This window comes from Leisingera aquaemixtae, assembly GCF_001458395.1.
Classification (GTDB): Bacteria; Pseudomonadota; Alphaproteobacteria; order Rhodobacterales; family Rhodobacteraceae; genus Leisingera; species Leisingera aquaemixtae.
This window is the reverse complement of record NZ_CYSR01000022.1, coordinates 145,290-167,959: the sequence shown is the minus strand read 5'-3', so window position 1 is coordinate 167,959 and position 22,670 is coordinate 145,290. Positions and strand designations below refer to the sequence as shown.

Sequence of the window (22,670 nt, the reverse complement as noted above, 5' to 3'; positions counted from 1 at the left end):
TCACGCGGCGCCGGAGGAGTCCATGGCGCGCTTCATCGACCTGCGATGCGTCAGGTACAGCCGCCGCACAAAGGCCAGCACAAACAGAATGGTCAGGATCAGCACGATGGTCGGCGCCGGCGCGCTGTCGAGGAAGAAGCTGGCATAGGTGCCCGCCAGCATCGAGAACATGCAGACCAGAACCGAGAGCCACAGCATCGTGCTGAACTTGCGCCCCACCAGGAAGGCAACCGCCCCCGGCGCGATCAGCAGCCCGATCGCCAGGATCAGCCCCGCCGCAGACAGCGTCGCCACGATGGTCAGCGACAAGGCCGCCAGCAGCCCGTAATGCAGCACCGTCACCGGCAGGCCGCAGGCCTGCGCCTGCGCCGGGTCGAAACTGTGCAGCAGCAGGTCCTTCCACTTCAGCACCAGCGCCGCACCCACCGCCAGCGAGATGATGCCCGCCGTCCACAGCTCATCCGGCTCCACCCCCAGCATATTGCCGAACAGGATGTGATCCAGATGGGCGTTGGTCTCCAGCCCCACGTACATCACGATGCCAAGCCCGAACATGCCCGAGAACACCACCCCCATCACCGTGTCCTGCTTGACCCGGCTGTTGCCGGACAAAAACCCGGTTGCCACCGCACACAGCATACCGGCGGCAAAGGCGCCGATGATCAGCGGGAAGCCCAGCACATAGGCCAGCACGATCCCCGGCAGCACCGCGTGGCTGACCGCATCCCCCATCAGCGCCCAGCCCTTCATCACCAGAAAGCACGACAGCAGCGCCGTTGGGACCGACACGATCAGGGAAATCAGAAAGGCGTTCTGCATGAACGCGAACTGAAATGGCATCAGCAATGTATCAAGGTCCATCACACGGCCCTCTGTTGTGCGGCGGGGCCGCGCTTCAGCGCCTCGCGCGCCCTGCGCTTGGCCGCCAGCAGCCCGTGTTTCGGGGCAAAGACAAACACGATCAGGAAGATCAGGGTCTGCAGCGTCACGATGATGCCGCCGGTGGCTCCATCCAGGAAATAACTGGCATAGGCCCCGAAGAAACTGGTGGCCGCGCCGATGAATACGGAAACCATGATCAGCCGCGGAAAGCGGTCGCACAGCAGATAGGCGGTCGCCCCCGGCGTCACCACCATGGCAATCACCAGAAACGCCCCCACGGTCTGCATCGCCGCCACGACAGAGGCCGACAGCAGCACAAAGAACACCGCCTTCAGCAATCCGGGACGCAGCCCGATGGTGCGGGCGTGGTTTTCATCAAAGAAGGTGACCATCAGGTCCTTCCACTTGGCCAGCAGCACCGCCAGCGACACAAAGCCGATGATCGCCAGCTGCAGCGTGTCCTCCGGCGTGATCGCCAGGATATTGCCCATGGTGATGGTCTGCACCGAGACCGACATCGGGCTGATCGACACGATAAACAGGCCCAGCCCGAAGAAGGACGTGAAGATCAGTCCAATGATCACATCGACCTTCAATCCGGACCGTTCCGACAGGAACAGCATCGCCCCCGCCGCCAGCCCGCCGGCGATAAAGGCGCCCAGCGCGAACGGCAGGCCCAGGATATAGGCCCCCGCCACCCCCGGCACCACCGAATGCGAGAGCGCATCGCCGATCAGCGACCAGCCCTTGAGCATCAGATAAGACGACAGGAAGGCGCAGACGCCGCCAACCAGCGCCGAGACCCACATCGCGTTGGTCATATAGCCGTAGGTGAACGGCTCCAGCAGATAGTCCATCATTGCTGGCTCCCGTCCTCGCGCTTGCTGTCGCTCGTCTGGGTCTTTTCGCCGTACTGGACAAAGGGGCGCTCGTCATCGGTCAGGATGGTGACCTCGCGGGTGTCGCCGTCGTCGTGCAGCGCCTGGCCGCCCAGGGTGAAATGGCGCAGCACGCCGCCAAAGGCGTGTTCCAGGTTTTCGCGGGTAAAGGTGGTCTCGGTCGGGCCGGACCCCAGCACCGTGCCCTTGACCAGCACCGTGCGGTCGCAGAATTCCGGCACGCTGCCCAGGTTATGGGTGGAAACCAGCATCACCCGGCCCTCGTCGCGCAGCTCGCGCAGAAGGGCGATGATCTGCTCCTCGGTCTTCACGTCCACGCCGGTAAAGGGCTCGTCCAGCAGGATCACCTGCCCGTCCTGCGCCAGGGCGCGGGCCAGGAACACCCGTTTGCGCTGGCCGCCGGACAGCTCGCCGATCTGGCGGTGGCGGAAATCCTGCATGTTCACCCGGCGCAGCGCCTGATCGACGGCCTCATGATCGGCCTCCTTGGGCCGGCGCAGAAACCCCATGTGGCCGTAGCGGCCCATCATCACCACGTCTTCGACCAGCACCGGAAAGGCCCAGTCGACCTCCTCCGACTGCGGCACATAGGCGACCAGGTTCTTGCGCAGCGCGTCCTTCACGGACATGCCGAGGATGCGGATTTCGCCCTGCGCGGCCGGGACAAAGCCCATGATCGCCTTGAACAGGGTCGATTTGCCCGCGCCATTGACCCCGACCAGCGCAGTCACGGTGCCGCGGGGAATGTCAAAGCTGGCGTTCCACAGCGCTGTATGGCCGTTGCGGTAGGTCACCGTGACGTTCTTGGCGGCAATCCCGCCCTCCGCAGCTGCGGCGCTGGTGTTCATGATGTGGGTCTCGCTGGCATCAAGCATGGGCTGTCCTGCAGAGTTACACACAGAAATTGTGCTTTGTGAAATGAAACGCCCCGCAACTTGCGCTGCGGGGCTCTTTGGATATGCGAAAATGCGGTCTTAATTGGTCACTTCGGTCAAACCGCGGGCCACGGTCTGAGAGGTGACCTTGAGCAGGTCCAGATAGGTCGGCACCGGGCCGTCCGCCTCGCTGAGGGAGTCGACATAGAGCTCCCCGCCATAGGCCACGCCGGTTTCCCGCGCCACCTGCTCCGCCGGGGCGGTGTTCACGGTGCTTTCGCAGAACACCACCGGGATGTCGTTGGCGCGCACGCCGTCGATCACCGAACGCACCTGCTGCGGGGTGCCGACCTGATCGGCGTTCATCGGCCACAGGTACAGCTCCTTCATGCCGAAATCGCGCGCCAGATAGCTGAAGGCGCCTTCGCAGGTCACCAGCCAGCGTTTGTCCTCGGGGATCTCCGCGATGGCCCGGCGCAGCGGCTCGATGGTGGCGCGCAGCCTGTCCTTGTATTCGCCCGCGTTCTTGACATAGACCGCGGCGTTTTCCGGGTCGTGCTCGGCAAAGGCTTCGACGATGTTGTCGATATAGATCAGCGCGTTATCCAGACCCATCCAGGCATGCGGGTTAGGCTTGCCCTCGTAAGAGCCGGCCGCGATCGGGATCGGGTCGATGCCATCGGTCAGGGTCACCGACGGCACGTCCTTCAGGTTCGACAGGAACTGTTCAAACCACAGCTCCAGGTTCATGCCGTTCCACAGGATCAGGTCGGCATCGGACGCCCGCACGATGTCGCGCGGTGTCGGCTCATAGCCGTGGATCTCTGCGCCCGGCTTGGTGACCGAGACGACTTCTGCGGCATCGCCTGCCACATTGGCCGCCATATCAGCCAGCACGGTGAAAGTGGTGACCACCTTCATCTTGTCTTCGGCCATGGCAGCGCTGGCGGCAGCGGCCGCAATCGCGGCGGCGGAAACCGTCTTGAGCAGGTTCGAAAGCATTCGATTCTCCGTTCTTGAAGATGTCTTTGCAGCATCGTTATTGCAAATCATTCGCAACTGTCAACGAAATTGAGAATGATTTGCAAAAACAGTCGCAACCCCGGGCAAGACGCGCGTTCGTGCAGGCCCGCGTAGCAAAGGGTTAACGCCGGTTAACGCCGTATAAATATTGCCCGGATCCCGGCCGTCTTTTCGCCCGAATCCGCCGCTAGACCTGACAGGGCAGCCAGAACGGCGCGGGACTGAACCTGATCCTTCAACCGTCTGAGCGAGCGATTCCATGATTTCACCCGGGACCCTTTCCGGCTGTTCTGCCGCAATCTGGCTGCTGGTCACCGGCTCCGCCGCGCTTGGCGGCCCGGTGCAAAGCATTGAGCTGCACTGCGGCAAAGCTTTGCAGCAGCCACTGTGCGACGCCTTGGCCGGCGCGTTGAGCGAAAGATTTCCCGGCGCGGCTGTCTCCGCTGCGGACGGTCAGACCGGCCCCGCCGATCTGACCCTGCGCTATGTCGGGCACTCCCAGACCGCCGACTGGATTTCTGGATACCTGGAGTGGCAGCACCGCGATGGCCGGTCCGGCCAGGGCCCGGCCATCGAACAGTCGGTCATGGACGGTCATCTGACCGCGGACAGCATTGCGGACTTTGCCGGCCACCTGGTCGGGCAAACCGAATTCCCCCTTTAAACCAAGGAGCTAGTTTGGAGCACGGTCATGTGTGAATATTGCGGTCAAGCCAATCACAGAATTCCCGAAGCCACCGGCAGCAGCGGCTCTGGCACCGGCACCGGCGATGCCGGCGGCAAGCCGACGTATACGGTCGACCAGATCGCCCAGTATCTGTACCAGGGCTTCTGGCAGGATACCGGCCGCACCCAGCGCTCCTTTGATGTGCAAACCGGCGGGCAGCTGACGGTCAACCTCAGCGGGCTGAATTCAACCGGCAAGGAGACCGCCCGCAAGGCGCTGGAAAGCTGGACCGCGCTGACCGGGATCGAGTTTACCGAGACCACCGGCAGCGCCAAGATCACCTTTGACGACAACAACTCCGGCGCCTACGCCAGCTCCACCGTCAGCAACGGCACCATTCTCAGCTCGCATATCAATGTGGACGACGGCTGGTCCGCCTACGGCAACTACTACCTGCAGACCTACATCCACGAGATCGGCCACGCCCTGGGCCTGGGCCACACCGGCAACTACAACGGCAGCGCCAGCTACGGTTCCGACGCGCATTTTGCCAATGACAGCTGGCAAATGTCGATCATGTCCTACTTCAGCCAGTCCGAAAACACTGCCGTCGATGCCTCCTTTGCCTATCTGGCGACGGCGCAGCTGGCCGATATCGCTGCGGTCCACCATCTCTATGGCACGCCTGTAAACGTGGAAACCGGCGACACCACCTATGGCGACGGCCAGACCACCGGCCGTTTCGGCATGGATCTGAACGGCGGCTGGGCGGTGGCGATTGTCGACAGCGGCGGCACCGACGTGATCAACCTCGGCTTGCGCAGCTACAATCAGACCCTGAACCTCAATGCGGGCACCTTCTCCAGCCTCAATGGCAAGACCGGCAACTTCTCCATCGCCAGCGGAACCGTGATCGAAAACGCCATCACCGGCAGCGGCATAGACAGCATCACCGGCAACGCCGCGGACAATGTTCTGGACAGCGGCGCCGGCAACGATCAGATCTCGGCAGGCGGCGGCAACGACACGCTGATCGGCGGCACCGGCGCGGATTACCTGACCGGCGGCGCGGGCGCCGACCGTTTCGTCTACCGGCAGTTGGGCGAGTCCGGCGACTCCATCGCCGACTTCAGCCTCGCCGCCGGAGACCGCGTCGATGTCAGCGCCCTGCTGCAGGAGATCGGCTATACCGGCACCGATGCGGCAGCCGACGGCGTCGTCTCGCTTCAGGCCGGCAGCGGCGGCTCCTGGCTGAAGATTTCCCACAACGGCAGCAGCACGCTGCTGGTGTTCCTGGCCGGTGTTGATGCAAACGCCGATCCGGCAGAAATCATCAACATCTCCGCCGCCCCGGACCCCGATCCGGAGCCCACACCGGACCCGGACCCAACCCCGGACCCGGATCCCACCCCGGACCCGGAACCAACCCCGGACCCGGATCCCACGCCGGAGGTCATCGACAACATCTATACCTTCACCAACAGCTTTGTGCCGAACTGGACCAGCGTTCTGGGCACCGTCACCGACACCAATGGCGGCACCGACACCCTGGATCTGAGCGCCGTGACCTATACGTCCTCGATCAACCTGCAAAGCGGCGTGCCCGGAACCATCGGCTCCAAAACGCTGACGGTCAGCGAGGGCTCGGAGATCGAGAACCTGATCCTGGGCAGCGCGTCTGACAAGGGCTACGGCAACAGCGCCGCCAACCTGATCGAAGGCCGTGACGGCAACGACCAGCTGTTCGGCCTGGACGGCGACGACACCCTGACCGGCGGCAACGGCAGCGACAAACTGTATGGCGGCCTGGGCAGCGACAGCCTGGACGGCGGTGAGGGCCGGAACCAGCTGTACGGTGAGGACGGCGACGACACCCTTCTGGCGGGCGGCGGAAGCGACAAGATCTACGGCGGCGCCGGAAACGACAGCCTCAACGGCGGCGACGGCAGCAACCGGGTCGAAGGCGGCCTGGGCGATGACGCCGTCGTCACCGGCAGCGGCAGGGACCTGCTGGACGGCGGCGACGGAAATGACACTATTACAGCCGGCGATGGCTACAACAAGGCCGATGGCGGCCTGGGCGATGACCTGATCAGCACCGGCAGCGGCAGAGACCAGCTCAAGGGCGGCGACGGAAATGACACGATTGCCGCCGGCGACGGCTACAACAAGGCCGATGGCGGCCTCGGCGATGACTCGATCAGCGGCGGCAGCGGCAAAGACCAGTTCATCGGCGGCGACGGAAATGACACCCTGTCAGCCGGCGAAGGTTTCAACAAGGCCGATGGCGGCGCGGGCCACGACTGGATCACCAGCGGCAGCGGCAAAGACCAGTTGATCGGCGGTGACGGAAACGACACGATCGCCGCAGGCGATGGCGACAACAGGGCCGATGGCGGCGAAGGCCACGACTCGATCACCAGCGGCAGCGGCAGGGACCGGATCAAGGGCGGCGCCGGAAACGATACGATTGCGGCCGGCGATGGCGACAACCAGGTTTCCGGCGACGATGGCGACGACGTGATCACCAGCGGCAGCGGCAAGGACAGGATCAAGGGCGGCCTCGGCGATGACACCCTCTCGGCTGGCGGCGGCGACAACAAGCTGGACGGCGGCGACGGAAATGATGTGATCACCAGCGGCAGCGGCCGTGATAAGGTGAAAGGCGGCAATGGCGGCGATCTGATCGAAACCGGCGCGGGCGCTGACAATGTCAATGGCGGCGCAGGCAACGATACGATCCAGGCCGGAGCGGCCGCCGACAAAGTCATCGGCGGCGACGGAGACGACAAGATCAGCGCCGGCAATGGTGATGACACCGCCGATGGCGGCGGCGGCGCGGACAAGATCAATGGCGGTGCCGGCAATGACACCATCCGCGGCGGCAGCGGCGATGACATGATTGACGGCAGCGCCGGCAGCGACCGGCTGGAAGGCGGCGCCGGGGCCGATATCCTGAAAGGCGGCGCGGATGCGGACGTGTTTGTCTTCGCCTCTGCCGAAGACGCAGGCGACATCCTGCGCGACTTCAGGCTCGGCGACGGCGATGCCCTGGATATCAGCGGCCTGCTTCTGGAGCTGGACACCAGCCTGGAAGACGCCCTGTCCAGCGGCAGCCTGTCCCTGAGCAGCACCAAAGAGGTCTGGCTGCAATACGACGCCGACGGCGAGGGCGGCAGCGATCCGCTGCAAATCGCCTGGCTGAAAGGGATCAGCTCCAGCAATCAGCTGACCGAAGACTGGTTCATCTGACCCGGTGAACCGCGCAAGGCCCGGCTTCCGGACAGGACCGGGCCTTGCGCCGCGCCGGCGGCCCGGCCTGCGCTCAGCCCCGCGGCGCCTGAAACCGCGGTACGGACCGCGCCCCGTCCGCGGTGATCGACACCAGCGACAGCGTGTGGTCCATATTCTTCATCCGGTGCCGCAGCATCAGCCGGGTCAGCCGGGTCAGATCCGCGGCATACTCCGGGCGCCCGGCCACATTCTCCAGCTCCCCCTGCCCTTCGGCATCAAACAGCATCGGCGGCAGGTCGGCGGCAAACTCCACCAGGGTAAAGCGCCCGTCCCGCAGGATCCCCAGGCTGCTGTCGCTTGGCGTGGTGCCCAGCGCCTTCTGCCACAGCGTCGGCTTCAACGGTTCTGAGAAATCCAGCTCCGAGAAGGAATACTGCCGCCAGTCCTGCGGCACCTCCCCGCGCAACAGCGGCAGCAGCGACCGCCCGTCCATGGCGTTCGGGATCTCCTGCCCCACCCAGTCCAGAATGGTCGGCGTCACGTCGATCGACTCGGTGATCTGAGAGACGCAGGCGCCGGCGTTGCCCTCGTTGCCCGGCATCCGGATGATCAGCGGCGTGTGATAGGCGGCGTCATAGACCGTCATCTTGCCCCAGGCGTGCCGGTCGCCCAGCATCTCGCCGTGGTCGGCGGTGATCACCACCATGGTGCTGTCATACTGGCCAGTGTCCTTGAGGAATTGGATCACCCGCCCGACGTGATGGTCCACCTCGGTGGCAAGGCCCAGGTAAACCGCGCGCAGGCTGCGGATAGTGTCATCCGTCGGCTCCAGATCCGGGAAGCCTTCGACAAAACCCGCCGCCGTGCTGCTGCGCAGCGCCGGGTCAAAGAACGGGTGCTGCGCGCCTTCCTGCTCCGGTGTGTCCAGCCGCTGCGGCAGCGGCAGCGAGGCGGGGTCATACATGGTGTTATAAGGGGCCGGGGCCACCAGCGGCGGATGCGGGCGGATATAGGTCAGATGCGCGAACCAGCTCTCCTTGTGATAGGCCGCCATCTTGCCCAGGAAGGAGTCGGTGAGAAACGCGGTATCGCTGTCCTCTGCCGCGTAAAGCGCCGGATCGTTCAGCCGCGGCGCACCGCCACCGGGCGAAACCGGCTTGTAGACATCCCAGTAGTTTTCAAATTCATAGCCCCGGTTCATCAGATGCGACTGCCAGGGATAGGACATCTCCAGCCGCATCTCGGTCATCTCGTGGAAGCCGTTCATCGGAAACTCATAGGTGCGCAGCGCCGGGTCGTTGGCATCAAAGGCGCGCGGGTCCTGCGCGGTGTCGGTATAGCCGAACAGCATCGGCAAATAGCCCGCCTTGCGCATCTCGGTGGCGATGTTGGGGGTGTCGTGGCGCAGCGGCGTGCCATTGCGCACCGACCGGTGGTTCATCGCATACTGGCCGGTCAGGATCGACGCCCGCGACGGCCCGCAGGGGTTGGTCACCGAGTAATGCCGCTGGAACGACACCGCCTCCTGCATGAAGGCGCGGATGCTGGGCAGCTCCACATGCCTGGCCATCGCCCCGAACACGCAATCCGCCCGCAGCTGGTCGATGATGATGAACAGGACGTTGCGGGTCGCGGGGCAGTTCTGGGGAGGGGTGGCAGGCATCCGGGAGTCCTTGCACGGCACAGGTCAGGTTTCGGCTGTCAAACTGTGATGATCCGGGCGCGGATTTCAAGCGTGGACTGCACGGCCCGGAGGAACAGCCTGCCGCGAATTGTCAGCTGGCAATTCCCGTAAAAATGTATCTATCCGGCCGCCAGACCCCGGGCGAACAGCCTGCCAAAGTGCGGCTGGGGGTCCGTGATCCCGGCCAGCCGCAGCATGTGCCAGGCCAGCGCCTGATTGCTGGAGACCACCGGCACCCCGGCCGCTGCCTCGATCTGCGGGATCACCCGCAGGCAGCGCAGGTTGGTGCAGGAGATCACGATGGCGTCGCAGTCCGCAGCGCTGGCCACCTGCTGCGCCGCCGCGGCAATCGCCGCCTCGGTGATCCGCGCCACCACCCGGTCGTCCATTTCCTCAAACGAGCCGAAACCGGCGATTTCGAACCCCGCCTCCTCCAGCTTCTGCCGCATCTGCGCCGAGACTTCCGGCAGATAAGGCGTGACAAACCCCAGCCGCGCCGCGCCCAGCGCCCGGCCCGCGGCGATGATCGCCGCCAGCGGGTCGGTGACCTTGGCCCGGGGCAGCACGGTCTGCACCGCCGCTGCCACCCTAGCCGAGCCGATCACCGTTGACGCAGACGTGCAGCCATAGCCGATCACGTCGAAATCCGGTGCGGACGGAAACAGCCGGGCAGAGTCCGGCAGATCCGCCTGCATCCGCGCCAGCGTCTCCGGGCGGACTTCGGGCACCATCGGAATGCGGCTGTGATAGAGCGCCACGCCGTCCTGCGCCATCATCCGGGCGAACTCAGGCTCCAGCGTCTCGTCGGTTTCCAGCACGATCACACCCAGCGTGGCGCGGGTGCCGATGCCTGCATCCGTGTCAAAGGGCAGTTTCATGGCCCAAGGCCTCCTTCAGATTACCGGCAGCTCGGGGGCGGCGCGGGTTGTCAGCAGCTCAGCACCCTCCGCCCGCACCACGATGTTTTCCTCATGCACCATGATACGGCCATCGCCATAGCTCAGCGAGGGCTCCAGCGTCAGCACCATGTTTTCCTCGATCACCGTCCCGTCAAACGCGGCGTGCGAGGGCCATTCGGTCAGCTGCATCCCCAGCCCATGCCCCAGCCGCCCCACGTCGCCGCCCTGATCGTCCATTTCGGCGATCACGGACTGCATCGCCTGGAACAGCTCGCGGCAGGTGGCACCGGGTTTGGCTGCGGCAATCCCGGCCTCGGTTGCCCGCCACAGCACGTCATAAGCTTGGCGCGACAGGTCATCGGCCCGGCCAATCGCAAAGTTGCGGTCGAAATCGCAGAAGTAGCCGTCCCAGGTGGCGCCGGTGTCCAGCATCACGATGTCGCCCGCCTGCAAGGGCCGGCCGGTCGGCGGCGAGATCACGTCGCTGTAGCCGCCCTGACCGGCGCCGCCGACCAGATAGGGCACATCGTCCGCCCCCTGCGCCAGCGCCTCGCGGCGGAAGGCGCGGAACAGAACCTCAAACGGCTGGCCTTCATGAGCGATTTCAGGAACCCGCGCAAACGTGCGGGAGCCGATGGCGCAGATATGGCGCAGCTTCTCGATCTCGGCGGCGGATTTCACCATCCGCAGGCTGCGCACCAGCGGCGTGGCATCCGCCACCTTCAGTCCCGGCAGCCCCGCCATCAGCCGCTCATAATCGCCCAGCGGCATCCGCAGAGAGGTCTCATGACCTTTCATCAGACCGATGGAACCGCCACGGGCCGCAATCGGCGACAGCAGCTCCGTCAGCAGGCCGAGGCCGTCATCCTGCGGCGCGGGCGCGCTCCAGGTGCGGATGTCCTCGATCCAGGTGCGGCGCATCAGGTCGGCGCCGATCTCCGGGATGATGGCAACGGGCTTGCCCGCGGGCGGCACAAACAGGAACCAGGGCCGGGTCGGGCTTTGCCAGAACAGGGTGTGGAAGCCGCTGAAATAGCGCACTTCCGGCTCCGTCAGCAGCAACAGCCCGTCCAGACCCTGCGCCGCCATCAGCGCCTGTGCTTTCTCGGTACGGGCTGCAAACTCCTCGTCCGGGAACCCGCGGGCGGGCGCGTCAGACATGGTCCTTGCCTTCCATGATCGCGGCATAGATCGCCGGATCGGTGACCCCCTCGGAACCGATCAGCAGCACGCGGGCGCTTTCATCCAGACCGAGTGTCTTCTTCATCTCAGGCGACTTGCACGCCGCGATCAGCGCCGCCAGCCCCGCCACCGCGCTTTCGCCGGCCTCCACCACCGGATCGCCGGTTTCGCCATTGGCCAGCAGCCGCACTGCGGGGGCCACGATGCTGTCGGGAATGGTCACGAAATCGGTGGCTTCTTCGGCCAGGATCTCCCAGGCCATTTCCGACGGCTCGCCGCAGGAGAGGCCCGCCATGATGGTTTCTTCCTTGATGGCGAAATTGGTTGCCTTGCCAGCCTTGGCGCTGTCGAACAGGCAGGCCGCCAGTTCCGGCTCGACAATCACCACCCGCGGCGATGCCGCACCGTAAAACTGCCGCAACGCCGCCGCGACCGAGGCCGCCAGCCCGCCAACCCCGCCCTGCAGGAACACATGGGTCGGGGGCTGCTCCAGCTCGCCGCAGGCCTCGCGGGTCATCACGCTGTAGCCGGCCATCACGTCGCGCGGCGGCTCGGTGTAGCCTTCCCAGGACGTGTCGGAAACCACGAACCAGCCGTTTTCCTCCGCCTCATTCTTGGCCAGCAGGACCGAGGCATCATAGTCGCCGTCGATCCGGATCACCTCGGCGCCCAGATCGCGCATCGCCGCGGCGCGACCCTCGCTGACCTCGGCATGGATGTAGATCCGGCAGGGCGCGCCGAACCGCTGGCAGCCCCAGGCCAGCGAGCGGCCGTGGTTGCCGTCGGTGGCAGAGACCAGGGTGATCCCGGCGCAGGCGTCCTTGTGGGCGCCCTTGCGGATTTCCTCCAGGCTGACGTCCTGGCCCAGCTGCTTGCTCAGCTCCCGCTGCAGCACCCGCAGCGCCGCGTAAGACCCGCCCAGCGCCTTGAAGCTGCCCAGGCCGAACCGCGGGCCTTCGTGCTTGTAGTCGATCCGGGCAACACCGATCTCCGACGCCAGCCCGGACAGGGACACCAGCGGCGTTGCCGCATACCCCTCCCAGGCGGTGATTTCTGCCTGAGCCTTGGCAAAATCCTGTTCCGACAGCACGCTATAGGCCGCCTCGCCGGGTTTCGGGTTTCCTGCCGTGTGGCGCAGGGCAACAGCAAATTGTTCAAGCATCGTCAGTCCTTTCCCGCTGGCAGCCGGTCCCGCACCAGCTGCACCCAGACCTCCGCGCCGATGGGCAGCAGAGCGTCGTTGAAATCATAGTCCGCCGCATGGAGCGGCTGGCCGTGCGGCCCGTCCTCGCCATTGCCCAAGAGCAGGAAGCAGCCGGGCACCGCGTTGGCGAAATGGGCAAAATCCTCCGAGAAGCTCATCGGCGGGCGGTTGCGGATCACGGCGCAGCCCGCGGCCTCTGCGGCGCGACAGACGGCCTCTGCCGGGCCTTGGGCGTTGATGGTTTCCACAAATTCGGTGTTAAAGCTCACCTCCGCCTCCACCCCGTGGGTGGCAGCCACACCGGCAGCGATCTGGCGCATGAAGCGTTCCACCGCGGCGCGGTCCTCCGGCACCCGGGCGCGCACGTCGCCCTTCAGCACCGCATGGCCCGGCAGCACGTTGCGCTGGCCGTCGGTCAGAAACTCGGTGACGGAAACAACCGCGCCCGCCCCCGGCGCCAGCTTTCGCGAGACGATGGTTTGCAGCGCCAGCACCATTTCGGCGCCGACGGTGATGGCGTCCACGCCCGCCTGCGGCATCGAGGCATGGCCGCCCTGCCCCTTGATCGCGATCTCAAACAGGCTCTCGCTGCTGCAGATCTGGCCCGTCCGGGTCGAGACCTGCCCCGCCGGCGCGCCCGGCAGATTGTGGATGGCATAGACCTCCTCGATCGGGAACCGCTCCAGCACGCCCTCGGCAATCATTGCCTGCGCGCCCAGGCCGTGTTCCTCGTTCGGCTGGAACAGGAACACCACGGTGCCGTCAAACCCCTGCTCCTGCGCCAGCCGCTCGGCGGCCCCCAAGAGCATCGCCATGTGGCCGTCATGGCCGCAGGCGTGCATGACGCCCGGCGTTTCGGAAACGTAGTCATGGGCAGAGGTTTCGCTGATCGGCAGCGCATCCATATCGGCGCGCAGCCCGATGGCGCGGTTGCCGGTGCCGGCCCGCAGCAGCCCGACCACGCCCGCGCCCTCATGCACCTCCAGCCCCAGGGCGCGCAGATGCGCCGCCACCCTGGCCTTGGTGCGGTCTTCCCGGAAGCCAAGCTCCGGGTGCCGGTGAAAGTCCCGGCGCAGCGCTGTCAGGCGGTTCTGAAAGCTGGTCATAGGCGCTCTCCAAGCTGTTTGAGGCGACTTTAGGCCGCCGCATCCGGCTTGACGCATATTATTCCGGCCCGAGGGTGACGAAATTGATCAAGCCGCCGGGCAATCGGGCTGAATTTCGTACTCTGCCCCGGCGCGGCGCCAACGGTCCTTGACGGATGGCCCAGCCCGCTAGATTTCCTCGCCTTTTTCCAGCAGGTCCTCGATCAGCTGCCGCTGGATCCCCGGGCTGTCGCCGCCTCCGAATTGCAAGGCTCCCCCGGTGTAGAGCGTGCCATAGGTGCGCGCGATATTCACCGTCTGCCCAAGGCCCGAGATCAGCTGATCCTTTTGCAGCGCGGACAGCGGGTGGATGAACACCGCCCACAGCTGGCCGCGCGCCACCGCATAGCGCGCATCCAGCGCGGTGTCGAAATTGGCCTGCATCATCCGCATCAGCTCCTCCGCCGTCAGCCCGTCGGACGGGCGCAGCGGCACCATCGCCCGCATCCGGTCCGCAGCCGGGTCGGTGATCACCAGCACCGGCACCCCGGCGATGGTCAGCTGAAAGCCCGGGCCCACCGGCTGCGCCGCGCCGTCCAGGGCAAAGAGGATGCGGCCCAGCCGTTCATAGGTCATCGGCGGCTCCGGCTCTGCGCCTGTGTCCTGCGCCAACGCGGGCGCAGCCAATACGCAAGCAATCACAAATCTCCACAGCCAGGCCATGACGGCACCTCCCCCTTTTGACGCTGCCTTTCAGGCTAATGCGCTGCCGCCTGCGGCTCCATGCACAGTTGGGTGAGGCGCCGGCAGGTGATCAGCCCGGAATTTCAGGACGATCTGCAAGATCACCGGGACGGATGGAGATTAAACGTACAGCGCTGCGGACTTAGCTTCAGATCACCGGGCTGCACAGCCGCCCGGGACATCTTGAAACCGCAGATAGATCCGATGAGGACCAACATGAAAACGCTTCTGACAACCGCCCTGATTTCGCTGACTGCCGCGCTGGCCGCGCCCGCCTTTGCCGCCGACGAGGTCAACGTCTCCAACGGCATCTCTGCCGGCGGCGCGCCGCTGGGCGCGCATGGCGTCGATCTGGTGGCGCTGCTGGACAGCCGCAACCCGGTGGAAGGCGTGGCCTCCTATTCCGCCACCGTGGACGGCGCTTCGTATTATTTCGCGTCTGAGGAAAACAAGACCGCGTTCGAGGCCAACCCGGCGAAATACCTGCCGCAGCATGGCGGCTTCTGCTCCTACGGCGTGTCAGTCGGCAAGAAGTTCGACGGCGACCCGGACCAGTATCTGGTGCATGACGGCAAGCTGTTCCTGTTCCTGAACGCCGCCACCCGCGCCGCCTTCCTGGAAGACGTGACAGGTACTGCCAAAACCGCGGACAGCCAGTGGGGCGAAATCAAGCACGTGGCGGTCGGCGCGCTCTGATCCCGCGCAGGCCGTGTCCCGCCGGGCAGGCTTTCCCACCTGCCTCTTGGCCCGCAGCTGATGTCTCAGTTGCGGGCGCTGCCGCGTCAGTCCGCGGGCTGCATCCGGCTTTCGATCACGGCCAAAGCCCGGGCTAGCGCTTCTTCGATGCTCAGCTCGCTGGTGTCAATCAGCACCGCATCATCGGCCGGCTTCAGCGGCGCCTCGGCGCGGTTCATGTCGCGGTCGTCGCGCGCCTTCACGTCGGCCAGAACTTCGGCCAGGGTGATCACCTTGCCGGCGGCCGCCAGTTCCAGGAACCGCCGCCGCGCGCGCACCTCGGCGCTGGCGGTGACAAACAGCTTCACCTGCGCATAGGGGCAGATCACCGTGCCGATGTCGCGCCCGTCCAGCACCGCGCCGCCCGCCCGGCGGGCAAAGGCGCGCTGAAAGTCCACCAGCGCCGCGCGCACTTCGGCAATCACCGCCACCTTGGAGGCCGCCTGCGCCACCTCCGGCCCGCGCAAATCCTCGCGCGCCAGATCCTGCGGCGTCAGAGTCTGGGCCGCCGTGACCGGCGCCACGCCTTCCAGCATCTTGGCGCCGACCGCCCGGTACAGCAGCCCGGTATCCAGGTGGCCGAAGCCGTAATGGGCCGCCACCGCCTTGGAGATGGTGCCCTTGCCTGCGGCGGCCGGTCCGTCGACCGCAATGGTAAAGCTCTTGCTCATGTGCGTTCCAGCCTGGCCCCCAGATTGCCCATCAGGGTTTCAAAGATCGGGAAGGAGGTTGCGATCGGGCTGCCGTCATCGACCGAGACAGCGTTTTGCGCGCCCATGCCCATCACCATGAAGGACATGGCGATGCGGTGGTCCAGGAAGCTTTCGCAGGTGCCGCCGCCCGGCACGCCGTCAATGCCAAGGCCGGTGACCGCCCACCAGTCCTCGCCTTCCTCGACCGCGACGCCATTGGCGCGCAGGCCCCTGGCCATCGCGTCGATCCGGTCGCTTTCCTTGACCCGCAGTTCCTTCACACCCGCCATCATGGTCTTGCCCTCGGCGAAGGCGGCCACCACCGACAGCACCGGGTATTCGTCGATCATCGAGGCGGCGCGCTCCGGCGGCACTTCGATACCCTTCATGCCGGGCGAGTATTTGGCGCGCAGATCGGCCACCGGCTCGCCGCCTTCTTCGCGCATGTTCTCAAACGTCAGATCGGCGCCCATATCCTGCAGGGTGTAGTACAGGCCCGCGCGGGTCGGATTGAGGCCGATGTTCGGCACCAGCACGTCGGAGCCGGGGGTGATCAGCGCCGCGCAAACCGGAAACGCCGCGGAGGACGGATCACGCGGCACCGCAATCACCTGTGGTTTCAGCTCCGGGCGGCCGGTCAGGGTGATGACGCGGCCCTCGTCGGTGTCCTCGGTGGTGATCTCGGCGCCGAAACCGGCCAGCATCCGCTCGGTGTGGTCGCGGGTGGCTTCCTTCTCGATCACCACGGTCTTGCCGGGCGCGTTGAGGCCTGCAAACAGCACCGCGGATTTCACCTGCGCCGACGGCACCGGCACCTCATAGCGCACCGGCACCGGATCCGCCGCGCCGATGATGGTCATCGGCAGCCGCCCGCCGGAGCGGCCCACGGACTGGGTTCCGAACAGCGCCAGCGGGTCGGTGACGCGCGCCATCGGGCGCTTGTTCAGCGAGGCGTCGCCCGTGAAGGTCGCGGTGATCGGAGAGGTCGCCATAACGCCCATGATCAGCCGCACGCCGGTGCCGGAGTTGCCGCAGTCGATCACATTGTCCGGCTCCGCAAAGCCGCCGACGCCGACGCCGAACACCGACCAGTTGCCGCCGCCGTGGTTCACCACCTCGGCGCCAAAAGCCTGCATCGCCTTGGCGGTGTCCAGCACATCTTCGCCTTCCAGCAGGCCGGAGATCTTCGTCTCCCCCACCGACAGCGCGCCCAGAATCAGCGACCGGTGCGAGATCGACTTGTCGCCGGGCACCTCCGCCACGCCCTTGAGCGGGCCAGAGCGGTGCGAGGTCATCGGGATGGGCGTGCCGTGTCCGGACATGGGGCTTCCTTCGTCTGTCGGTCGTTCGTCTGTTCGTTTGCGCTATCGGTAACGGATCGGGGCCGGCCGGTCCAGCGCATTTGCCCGTCGGCCTGCCTCGCCTGGTCAGCCGAGGCGGCGGAAGGTCAGGTAATGCGGCGTGCGGCCTTCGCGCAGGGCTTTCTGCTCATAGCGGGTGGAGATCCAGTCCTCCCAGGGCTGGCGCCAGTCTTCGGGGCCTTCGGCCAGCCATTCGAACCCGGCCTTCGGCACCTCCTCAAGCGTCTGGCGCACGTAATCGGGGATATCGGTCGCCACCCGGAAGATCGCGCCGGGCTTCAGGCAGCGGGCCAGCGGCTCCAGATGCTCCTGCGTCACAAACCGGCGGCGGTGGTGGCGCTTCTTCGGCCAGGGGTCCGGGTACAGCAGGAAGGCGCGCGAGACCGACCCCGCGGGCAGCACATCCATCAGGTCGCGGGCATCGCCCGGGTGGATGGCGATATTGTCCGCGCCTGAGTTGCGGATCTTGCCCAGCAGCATCGCCACGCCGTTGATAAAGGGTTCGGCACCGATGATGCCGGCATCCGGATTGCTGACGGCCTGATGCACCAGATGCTCGCCGCCGCCAAAGCCGACTTCCAGCCACACATCCCTGCCGCCAAACAGCGCGCCGAGGTCCAGCGGCGTGCGCTCCGGGTTTTCCTCCCAGCCGACGGCGCCGGGGCTGAGCTGGGCCAGATCCTCATCCAGATAGCGCTTCTGGCTGTCCTTCAGCGTCTTGCCCTTGAAGCGGCCGTAAAAATTGCGCCAGGGCGCGCCGCTGGCGTGTTTCTCTGCCGCATTGGTGGCGGCGGGCTGGGCATCCTTGGACTGGTCGTCGCGGGGCTTCTGGTCGCCGGACATGCGTCTGGGCTCCTGTTCGAGGCGGTATTTGAAAGGCTGGCCGCTCCTGTGCCGCAAGCAGGCCTTGGGGTCAAGCCGGCGTCAGCGCGGCTGCCGCTGCGGCCCGGGCAGAACCTCCCGCAGAACCCCGGCGGCGATCAGGCGCAGGCGGCTGGGATACCACTCCCCGTCGGGGCCGGTGCGCAGCGTCTCGATGGCAAAGGCAGGATCGACGCCGCGCGCCACCATATAGCTGAGATGGTCGTAGATCTCGCGCTGGGTGTCTTCATAAATCCACGAGCCGAACTCAAACGGGGTCGACCAGCGCTGCGCCTTGCGTTCGCTGCGGTAGTATTCGTGCACCGCCTGCGCCGGCCAGTTGCGCTGGTGGAACCCGATGCGGGAGCCAAGCGTCATCCGCCGCCGGTTGCCGGCCAGAAAGACATCGACGCAGGCGCTGATGCACTCGCCGTCGATCAGGGTGTCCAGCCCGTAATCCAGCACCAGCGCGGCAATCTCCTCGCCCGCAAAGACACTGCCGCCGATGCTGTTGAGCTGCAGTTCGGTGATCTGCGGCGTCTGGGCCAGGATCTCCTTCAGCTGTTCGGCATCCTCGTCGGTGATCTCCGCCGGCTCGCCTTCCACATCCGTTCCGGTGTCATAGACAAGCGTCTGGCCCTGCAGGCTGAATTTCTGCGGCAGCGTGTCCCTGGCCATCGCGGACAGCGGCAGCGCCAGGCAAAGAAAGGCAGTTGTCAATCGCAGCATCGCAGCCCCGGAAGCTGAAGAAGTCCACCCGATACTATGGCGCAGCCGGGCGGCCGGCTCCAGCCTGATCACGTCAGGAAGGCTGCCGGTGCGCCGCGCCCGGCGGGCGCGGCGCGTTGCCTGAATGTGCCGGTCCGGGCGAAAGTACCCCGGACATGAAAAGAGCGGACCCTGCGGCCCGCTCCCCCTTTGTGCCAATGGCCTCAGACCGCTTTTTTCAGCGCCTCGGCCAGATCGGTGCGTTCCCAGCTGAAGCCGCCGTCAGCCTCCGGCTCGCGGCCGAAGTGGCCATAGGCCGCGGTGCGCTGGTAGATCGGCCTGTTCAGACCCAGGTGCTGGCGGATGCCGCGCGGGGTCAGGTCCATCACCTGATCAATCGCCTTTTCGATGGCAGCGGGCTCAACTTCGCCGGTGCCGTGGGTGTCGGCATAGATCGACAGCGGCTTGGACACGCCGATCGCGTAGGACAGCTGGATGGTGCATTTGTCCGCCATCCCCGCGGCCACCACGTTCTTGGCCAGGTAGCGCGCAGCATAGGCGGCCGAGCGGTCCACCTTGGTCGGATCCTTGCCGGAGAACGCGCCGCCGCCGTGCGGGGCCGCGCCGCCGTAGGTGTCGACGATGATCTTGCGGCCGGTCAGGCCCGCGTCGCCATCCGGGCCGCCGATCACGAACTTGCCGGTCGGGTTCACGTGCCAAACGGTGTTCTCGGTCAGCCAGCCGTCGGGCAGGGTTTCGCGGATGTAGGGTTCGACGATGGCGCGGATGTCATTCGAGGTCAGAGATTCATCGAGGTGCTGGGTCGACAGCACCAGCGAGCTGATGCCCACCGGCTTGCCGCCTTCATAGATCACTGACAGCTGCGATTTCGCATCCGGGCCCAGCGCCGGCTCGGTGCCGTTTTTGCGCACCTCGGCCAGGCGGCGCAGGATGGCGTGCGAATACTGGATCGGGGCCGGCATCAGCGCGCTGGTTTCATTGGTGGCAAACCCGAACATGATGCCCTGGTCGCCGGCGCCTTCGTCCTTCTCGCCCGAGGCATCGACGCCCTGCGCGATATGGGCGGACTGCTCGTGCAGCAGGTTGGTCACTTCCACCGTCTCGTGGTGGAATTTCTCCTGCTCGTAGCCGATGTCCTTGATGCAGGCGCGGGCGATCTCGTCGATCTTGCCCATGTAGTCGTGCAGCTTGTCCTGATCGGACAGGCCGACTTCGCCCCCGATGACGACACGGTTCGTGGTGGCGAAAGTTTCAGCTGCCACACGTGCTTCGGGCTCTTCCGCCAGGAAAGCGTCCAGCACTGCATCGGAAATGCGGTCGCAGACCTTGTCCGGGTGGCCTTCGGAAACCGATTCCGAAGTGAAGGTGTAGTTCATACGGGTCATGAAAGAGTGCTCCATTGAGGTTCAGCCCGCCACGCCAGGAAGCCGTTGTGGCAGGTATCGGGCCGCATTACGCGGCAAGACCGCGCGGGTCAACTTATATTCGGATAGAGTTAATCAGCTATGAGCGCAGCGCAAGGGGCCGGCGGCGGAAGAATGCGGCAAATGCCCCCAAAAGACACAGCAGCAGAACCGGCCAGTCGCCGGTGCGGCTGTAGAGCGTCGGCGGCAGCGCTTTCGGCAGGCTTGCGTCGATGTATCCGGCCTCGCCCAGCGGCAGGCTGTCCAGCAGCGCCCCGTCCGGCGCGATCATGGCGGAGACGCCGGTGTTGGCGGCGCGGATCATCGGCAGCCCCTGCTCCAGCGCCCGCATCCGGGCCTGCACCAGGTGCTGGTAAGGGCCGGACCGGGTGCCGAACCAGGCGTCATTGGTGATCTGCACCAGCATCTGCGGCCGGGTTTCGGCGGCGTTCACATCCTGAGGGAAAACAGCCTCATAGCAGATCAGCGGCAGGGCGCTGCCGACCGGCAGCTCCATCACCTGCGCGCCGGGCCCGGCGGCATAGCCCGCGCCCGCCTGGGAGGCAAAGCCGTAGATGCCGAACCGCGCCAGCAGGTCGCCAAACGGCACATATTCCCCGAACGGCACCAGATGCGCCTTGTCATAGGTGGCGGTGGCCATGCCGCCGGCGTCCAGCAGCACCGCGGAGTTATAGTAGGCGCCTGCCTCTTCCCGCTGGATGCCCAGCAGGACCGGCACGCCGCCCGCGCTGTCCGAGATGACCCGCAGCGTGTCCCCGGCATAGTTCAGCAGCTGCGGCACCGCGGTTTCCGGCCAGACGATCAGGTCGGGGCGCGGCGCCCCTGCCGAAAACGCAACGGAGCGGCGGACGAATTCCCAGCGGTGGTCCGGGTGCCATTTCAGGTTCTGCGGCGCGTTGGGCTGAACGATTCGCACCGTCTTGCCGGCTGGCGCGGCCTGCTCTGGGGCCGGCACGGCGGCGGCCGCAGCCGCGGACAGGATCAGCGGCGCGGCGGCGGCAAGGGGCGCCTGCCGGATCAGGGCCAGCGGCAGGAAGGCCGCCAGCGTCAGCAGCCCCAGCCCCTGCGGCCCGATCCAGGGCAGCAGGTTCGCGGCCGGCGTATCGATCCAGAACTGCCCGAAGCCCGCCCAGGGAAACCCCGTCAGCAGATAGGCCCGGGCAAATTCCGCCAGCGTCCATACCGCCACCAGCACCGGCACCCGCCAGGCGCCGCGGCTGAGCCGCGCGGTGAGGCCAAAGGCCGCCCCCCAGAACAGGGCAAGGCCCGCGGCCAGGAACACCAGCGCAAACGGCGCCATCCAGGCGTGCCGCTCCGGGTCGATTTGAAAGGGTTCGATGATCCACGACAGGCCAAAGGCGAAATACCCCAGCCCGAACAGCCAGCCCGCCAGCGCCGCCGTGCGGGCCGAGGCGGCCTGCAGGACCAGCCAGCCGGCCGCAGCCAGCGCCACCGGCAGCCCGAACAGGAAATGCCAGGGGGCAAGCGCCAGCGACAGCAACGCGCCGCCGCCAACCGCCAGAGCGGCCGGCGCCAGCCGGAGCCCGCGGGCCGCCCGGCGCAGCCCGAGTGACATCATGCGGCGGCGTCCGGCAGCCGCACGCGCAGCCGCTTGATCCGGCGCGGATCGGCGTCGATCACCTCAAACTCGGCCCCTTCAGGATGCTCGATCACCTCGCCGCGGGCGGGCACCCGGCCCGACAGCATGAAGACCAGACCGCCCAGGGTGTCGATTTCTTCTTCATCGACCGCGTCATGGCTGGTCAGAGACTGGCCGATCTCGCTCTCGAATTCCGGCAGCGGCGTGCGGGCCAGGGCGATGTAGCTGCCCGGCTTCTCCTGGTACCAGGTCTGCAGCTCGTCTGCGTCGTGCTCATCCTCGATCTCGCCGACCACCTGTTCGATCAGGTCCTCGATGGTCACCAGACCGTCGACACCGCCGTATTCGTCGATCACCAGCGCCATGTGGCGGCGCTCGGCCTGCATCTTGGTCAGCAGCACCCCGATCGGCATCGACGGCGGCACAAACAGCAGCGGCCGCAGCATCCGCTGCAGGTCGAACTCAGTGCTGCCGCCATTGAAGCCATGGGTGAGCGAGAAATCCTTGAGGTGGACAAAGCCCAGCGGCGTGTCCAGCGTGCCCTCGTACACCGGGATCCGGGTAAAGCCGCTTTGCCGGAAGATGCCGACCAGGTCGTCCTTGCCGATGGTGACCGGCACCGCAGCAATCTCGGCGGAGGGGATGGCCACGTCTTCCACCCGCAGCCTGCGCAGATTGATCATGCCATGCGCGCCGGAGCCGGCGGCCGGCTGATCGCTGCCTGGATCGTCTTCTGCCTGCGGTTCCGCGCCGAACACGCTGAAAAGCCGTGCCCAGAAACCGGTTTTCTCGGTGACCGGCGCTTCTGGCGCCGTGCCGTTCATGTTCTGCAGCGCGCCCTGCGCCGCGTTAGAACTTCCTTCTGTGTCGCCCATCGGTCCTATCCAAAA

The 22,670-nt window shown here is 66.1% G+C and carries 20 protein-coding genes and 1 riboswitch; of the genes, 3 read left to right on the top strand and 17 right to left on the bottom strand.

The window, feature by feature from the left end; all coding sequences use genetic code 11:
• The 4 genes from PHA8399_RS11575 to PHA8399_RS11560 form a co-directional block, all read right to left on the bottom strand.
• The gene (locus tag PHA8399_RS11575; RefSeq protein ID WP_058286304.1) at positions 1-861 is read right to left on the bottom strand and encodes a metal ABC transporter permease; all 861 of its coding nucleotides are present in this window, start codon (positions 859-861) and stop codon (positions 1-3) included.
• Positions 861-1,739, bottom strand: coding sequence for a metal ABC transporter permease (locus tag PHA8399_RS11570; protein WP_058286415.1), 879 nt, complete (start codon positions 1,737-1,739; stop codon positions 861-863). Before PHA8399_RS11570 ends, PHA8399_RS11575 begins: the two co-directional genes overlap by 1 nt.
• Positions 1,739-2,656, bottom strand: coding sequence for a manganese/iron ABC transporter ATP-binding protein (locus PHA8399_RS11565; RefSeq protein ID WP_058286303.1), 918 nt, complete (start codon positions 2,654-2,656; stop codon positions 1,739-1,741). The genes PHA8399_RS11570 and PHA8399_RS11565 overlap by 1 nt, the downstream gene beginning before the upstream one ends.
• A 99-nt stretch (positions 2,657-2,755) precedes the next feature.
• Positions 2,756-3,658: a metal ABC transporter substrate-binding protein gene (locus PHA8399_RS11560; protein ID WP_058286302.1), complete on the bottom strand. Its 903-nt coding sequence runs from the start codon at positions 3,656-3,658 to the stop codon at positions 2,756-2,758.
• A gap of 280 nt (positions 3,659-3,938) precedes the next feature.
• On the opposite strand from PHA8399_RS11560, the gene PHA8399_RS11555 reads away from it, so the two are divergent.
• Both PHA8399_RS11555 and PHA8399_RS22330 read left to right on the top strand, forming a co-directional pair.
• The gene (locus PHA8399_RS11555) at positions 3,939-4,343 is read left to right on the top strand and encodes a hypothetical protein (protein ID WP_058286301.1); all 405 of its coding nucleotides are present in this window, start codon (positions 3,939-3,941) and stop codon (positions 4,341-4,343) included.
• A 27-nt stretch (positions 4,344-4,370) separates the two neighbouring features.
• Positions 4,371-7,598 carry a M10 family metallopeptidase gene (locus tag PHA8399_RS22330; RefSeq protein ID WP_058286300.1) on the top strand — a complete coding sequence of 1,076 codons (3,228 nt, stop codon included), beginning with the start codon at positions 4,371-4,373 and terminating at the stop codon, positions 7,596-7,598.
• Between the two features lie 73 nt (positions 7,599-7,671).
• Here the strand turns inward: PHA8399_RS22330 and PHA8399_RS11545 are convergent, their stop codons facing one another.
• The 6 genes from PHA8399_RS11545 to PHA8399_RS11520 form a co-directional block, all read right to left on the bottom strand.
• Positions 7,672-9,243: an alkaline phosphatase family protein gene (locus PHA8399_RS11545; protein ID WP_058286299.1), complete on the bottom strand. Its 1,572-nt coding sequence runs from the start codon at positions 9,241-9,243 to the stop codon at positions 7,672-7,674.
• A 140-nt stretch (positions 9,244-9,383) separates the two neighbouring features.
• The gene (locus tag PHA8399_RS11540) at positions 9,384-10,142 is read right to left on the bottom strand and encodes a maleate cis-trans isomerase family protein (RefSeq protein WP_058286298.1); all 759 of its coding nucleotides are present in this window, start codon (positions 10,140-10,142) and stop codon (positions 9,384-9,386) included.
• A gap of 15 nt (positions 10,143-10,157) precedes the next feature.
• Complete coding sequence (locus PHA8399_RS11535; RefSeq protein ID WP_058286297.1) at positions 10,158-11,324, bottom strand: M24 family metallopeptidase; 1,167 nt, start codon at positions 11,322-11,324, stop codon at positions 10,158-10,160.
• Positions 11,317-12,507: a diaminopropionate ammonia-lyase gene (locus tag PHA8399_RS11530; protein WP_058286296.1), complete on the bottom strand. Its 1,191-nt coding sequence runs from the start codon at positions 12,505-12,507 to the stop codon at positions 11,317-11,319. The genes PHA8399_RS11535 and PHA8399_RS11530 overlap by 8 nt, the downstream gene beginning before the upstream one ends.
• Before the next feature lie 2 nt (positions 12,508-12,509).
• Positions 12,510-13,655, bottom strand: coding sequence for an amidohydrolase (locus PHA8399_RS11525; protein ID WP_058286295.1), 1,146 nt, complete (start codon positions 13,653-13,655; stop codon positions 12,510-12,512).
• Positions 13,656-13,823: 168 nt separating this feature from the next.
• Entirely contained in the window at positions 13,824-14,357 is a 534-nt protein-coding gene (locus PHA8399_RS11520; protein ID WP_058286294.1) for a polysaccharide deacetylase family protein, read from the bottom strand.
• 237 nt (positions 14,358-14,594) lie between these two features.
• Between PHA8399_RS11520 and PHA8399_RS11515 the strand changes: the two genes are divergently transcribed.
• Complete coding sequence (locus PHA8399_RS11515; protein ID WP_058286293.1) at positions 14,595-15,074, top strand: YHS domain-containing (seleno)protein; 480 nt, start codon at positions 14,595-14,597, stop codon at positions 15,072-15,074.
• A gap of 86 nt (positions 15,075-15,160) precedes the next feature.
• On the opposite strand, the gene PHA8399_RS11510 is transcribed toward PHA8399_RS11515, so the two are convergent.
• The 7 genes from PHA8399_RS11510 to PHA8399_RS11480 all read right to left on the bottom strand — a co-directional run bounded on the left by PHA8399_RS11510 (position 15,161) and on the right by PHA8399_RS11480 (position 22,655).
• Positions 15,161-15,784 carry a (d)CMP kinase gene (locus tag PHA8399_RS11510; RefSeq protein WP_058286292.1) on the bottom strand — a complete coding sequence of 208 codons (624 nt, stop codon included), beginning with the start codon at positions 15,782-15,784 and terminating at the stop codon, positions 15,161-15,163.
• Complete coding sequence (gene aroA / locus PHA8399_RS11505) at positions 15,781-17,127, bottom strand: 3-phosphoshikimate 1-carboxyvinyltransferase (protein WP_058286291.1); 1,347 nt, start codon at positions 17,125-17,127, stop codon at positions 15,781-15,783. Before aroA ends, PHA8399_RS11510 begins: the two co-directional genes overlap by 4 nt.
• Positions 17,128-17,232: 105 nt before the next feature.
• Positions 17,233-18,009, bottom strand: a complete 777-nt coding sequence (trmB, locus tag PHA8399_RS11500) for a tRNA (guanine(46)-N(7))-methyltransferase TrmB (protein ID WP_058286290.1) — start codon at positions 18,007-18,009, stop codon at positions 17,233-17,235.
• A gap of 81 nt (positions 18,010-18,090) precedes the next feature.
• Entirely contained in the window at positions 18,091-18,756 is a 666-nt protein-coding gene (locus PHA8399_RS11495; protein WP_058286289.1) for a COG3904 family protein, read from the bottom strand.
• A gap of 203 nt (positions 18,757-18,959) precedes the next feature.
• Positions 18,960-20,141, bottom strand: coding sequence for a methionine adenosyltransferase (gene metK / locus PHA8399_RS11490; RefSeq protein WP_058286288.1), 1,182 nt, complete (start codon positions 20,139-20,141; stop codon positions 18,960-18,962).
• Between the two features lie 7 nt (positions 20,142-20,148).
• A riboswitch (SAM-SAH riboswitch) is annotated at positions 20,149-20,198 on the bottom strand.
• 61 nt (positions 20,199-20,259) lie between these two features.
• Positions 20,260-21,759: an apolipoprotein N-acyltransferase gene (lnt, locus tag PHA8399_RS11485; RefSeq protein ID WP_058286287.1), complete on the bottom strand. Its 1,500-nt coding sequence runs from the start codon at positions 21,757-21,759 to the stop codon at positions 20,260-20,262.
• A complete protein-coding gene (locus tag PHA8399_RS11480; RefSeq protein WP_058286286.1) occupies positions 21,756-22,655 on the bottom strand; it encodes a hemolysin family protein in 900 nt (299 codons plus the stop codon). Before PHA8399_RS11480 ends, lnt begins: the two co-directional genes overlap by 4 nt.
• Between the last annotated feature and the right edge of the window lie 15 nt (positions 22,656-22,670).

Excerpts from the sequence above, each read along its gene's own strand:
- PHA8399_RS11575 (WP_058286304.1), bottom strand. The coding sequence starts at position 861 with ATGGACCTTGATACATTGCTGATGCCATTTCAGTTCGCGTTCATGCAG.
- PHA8399_RS11570 (WP_058286415.1), bottom strand. The coding sequence starts at position 1,739 with ATGGACTATCTGCTGGAGCCGTTCACCTACGGCTATATGACCAACGCG.
- PHA8399_RS11565 (WP_058286303.1), bottom strand. The coding sequence starts at position 2,656 with ATGCTTGATGCCAGCGAGACCCACATCATGAACACCAGCGCCGCAGCT.
- PHA8399_RS11560 (WP_058286302.1), bottom strand. The coding sequence starts at position 3,658 with ATGCTTTCGAACCTGCTCAAGACGGTTTCCGCCGCCGCGATTGCGGCC.
- PHA8399_RS11555 (WP_058286301.1), top strand. The coding sequence starts at position 3,939 with ATGATTTCACCCGGGACCCTTTCCGGCTGTTCTGCCGCAATCTGGCTG.
- PHA8399_RS22330 (WP_058286300.1), top strand. The coding sequence starts at position 4,371 with ATGTGTGAATATTGCGGTCAAGCCAATCACAGAATTCCCGAAGCCACC.
- PHA8399_RS11545 (WP_058286299.1), bottom strand. The coding sequence starts at position 9,243 with ATGCCTGCCACCCCTCCCCAGAACTGCCCCGCGACCCGCAACGTCCTG.
- PHA8399_RS11540 (WP_058286298.1), bottom strand. The coding sequence starts at position 10,142 with ATGAAACTGCCCTTTGACACGGATGCAGGCATCGGCACCCGCGCCACG.
- PHA8399_RS11535 (WP_058286297.1), bottom strand. The coding sequence starts at position 11,324 with ATGTCTGACGCGCCCGCCCGCGGGTTCCCGGACGAGGAGTTTGCAGCC.
- PHA8399_RS11530 (WP_058286296.1), bottom strand. The coding sequence starts at position 12,507 with ATGCTTGAACAATTTGCTGTTGCCCTGCGCCACACGGCAGGAAACCCG.
- PHA8399_RS11525 (WP_058286295.1), bottom strand. The coding sequence starts at position 13,655 with ATGACCAGCTTTCAGAACCGCCTGACAGCGCTGCGCCGGGACTTTCAC.
- PHA8399_RS11520 (WP_058286294.1), bottom strand. The coding sequence starts at position 14,357 with ATGGCCTGGCTGTGGAGATTTGTGATTGCTTGCGTATTGGCTGCGCCC.
- PHA8399_RS11515 (WP_058286293.1), top strand. The coding sequence starts at position 14,595 with ATGAAAACGCTTCTGACAACCGCCCTGATTTCGCTGACTGCCGCGCTG.
- PHA8399_RS11510 (WP_058286292.1), bottom strand. The coding sequence starts at position 15,784 with ATGAGCAAGAGCTTTACCATTGCGGTCGACGGACCGGCCGCCGCAGGC.
- aroA (WP_058286291.1), bottom strand. The coding sequence starts at position 17,127 with ATGTCCGGACACGGCACGCCCATCCCGATGACCTCGCACCGCTCTGGC.
- trmB (WP_058286290.1), bottom strand. The coding sequence starts at position 18,009 with ATGTCCGGCGACCAGAAGCCCCGCGACGACCAGTCCAAGGATGCCCAG.
- PHA8399_RS11495 (WP_058286289.1), bottom strand. The coding sequence starts at position 18,756 with ATGCTGCGATTGACAACTGCCTTTCTTTGCCTGGCGCTGCCGCTGTCC.
- metK (WP_058286288.1), bottom strand. The coding sequence starts at position 20,141 with ATGACCCGTATGAACTACACCTTCACTTCGGAATCGGTTTCCGAAGGC.
- lnt (WP_058286287.1), bottom strand. The coding sequence starts at position 21,759 with ATGATGTCACTCGGGCTGCGCCGGGCGGCCCGCGGGCTCCGGCTGGCG.
- PHA8399_RS11480 (WP_058286286.1), bottom strand. The coding sequence starts at position 22,655 with ATGGGCGACACAGAAGGAAGTTCTAACGCGGCGCAGGGCGCGCTGCAG.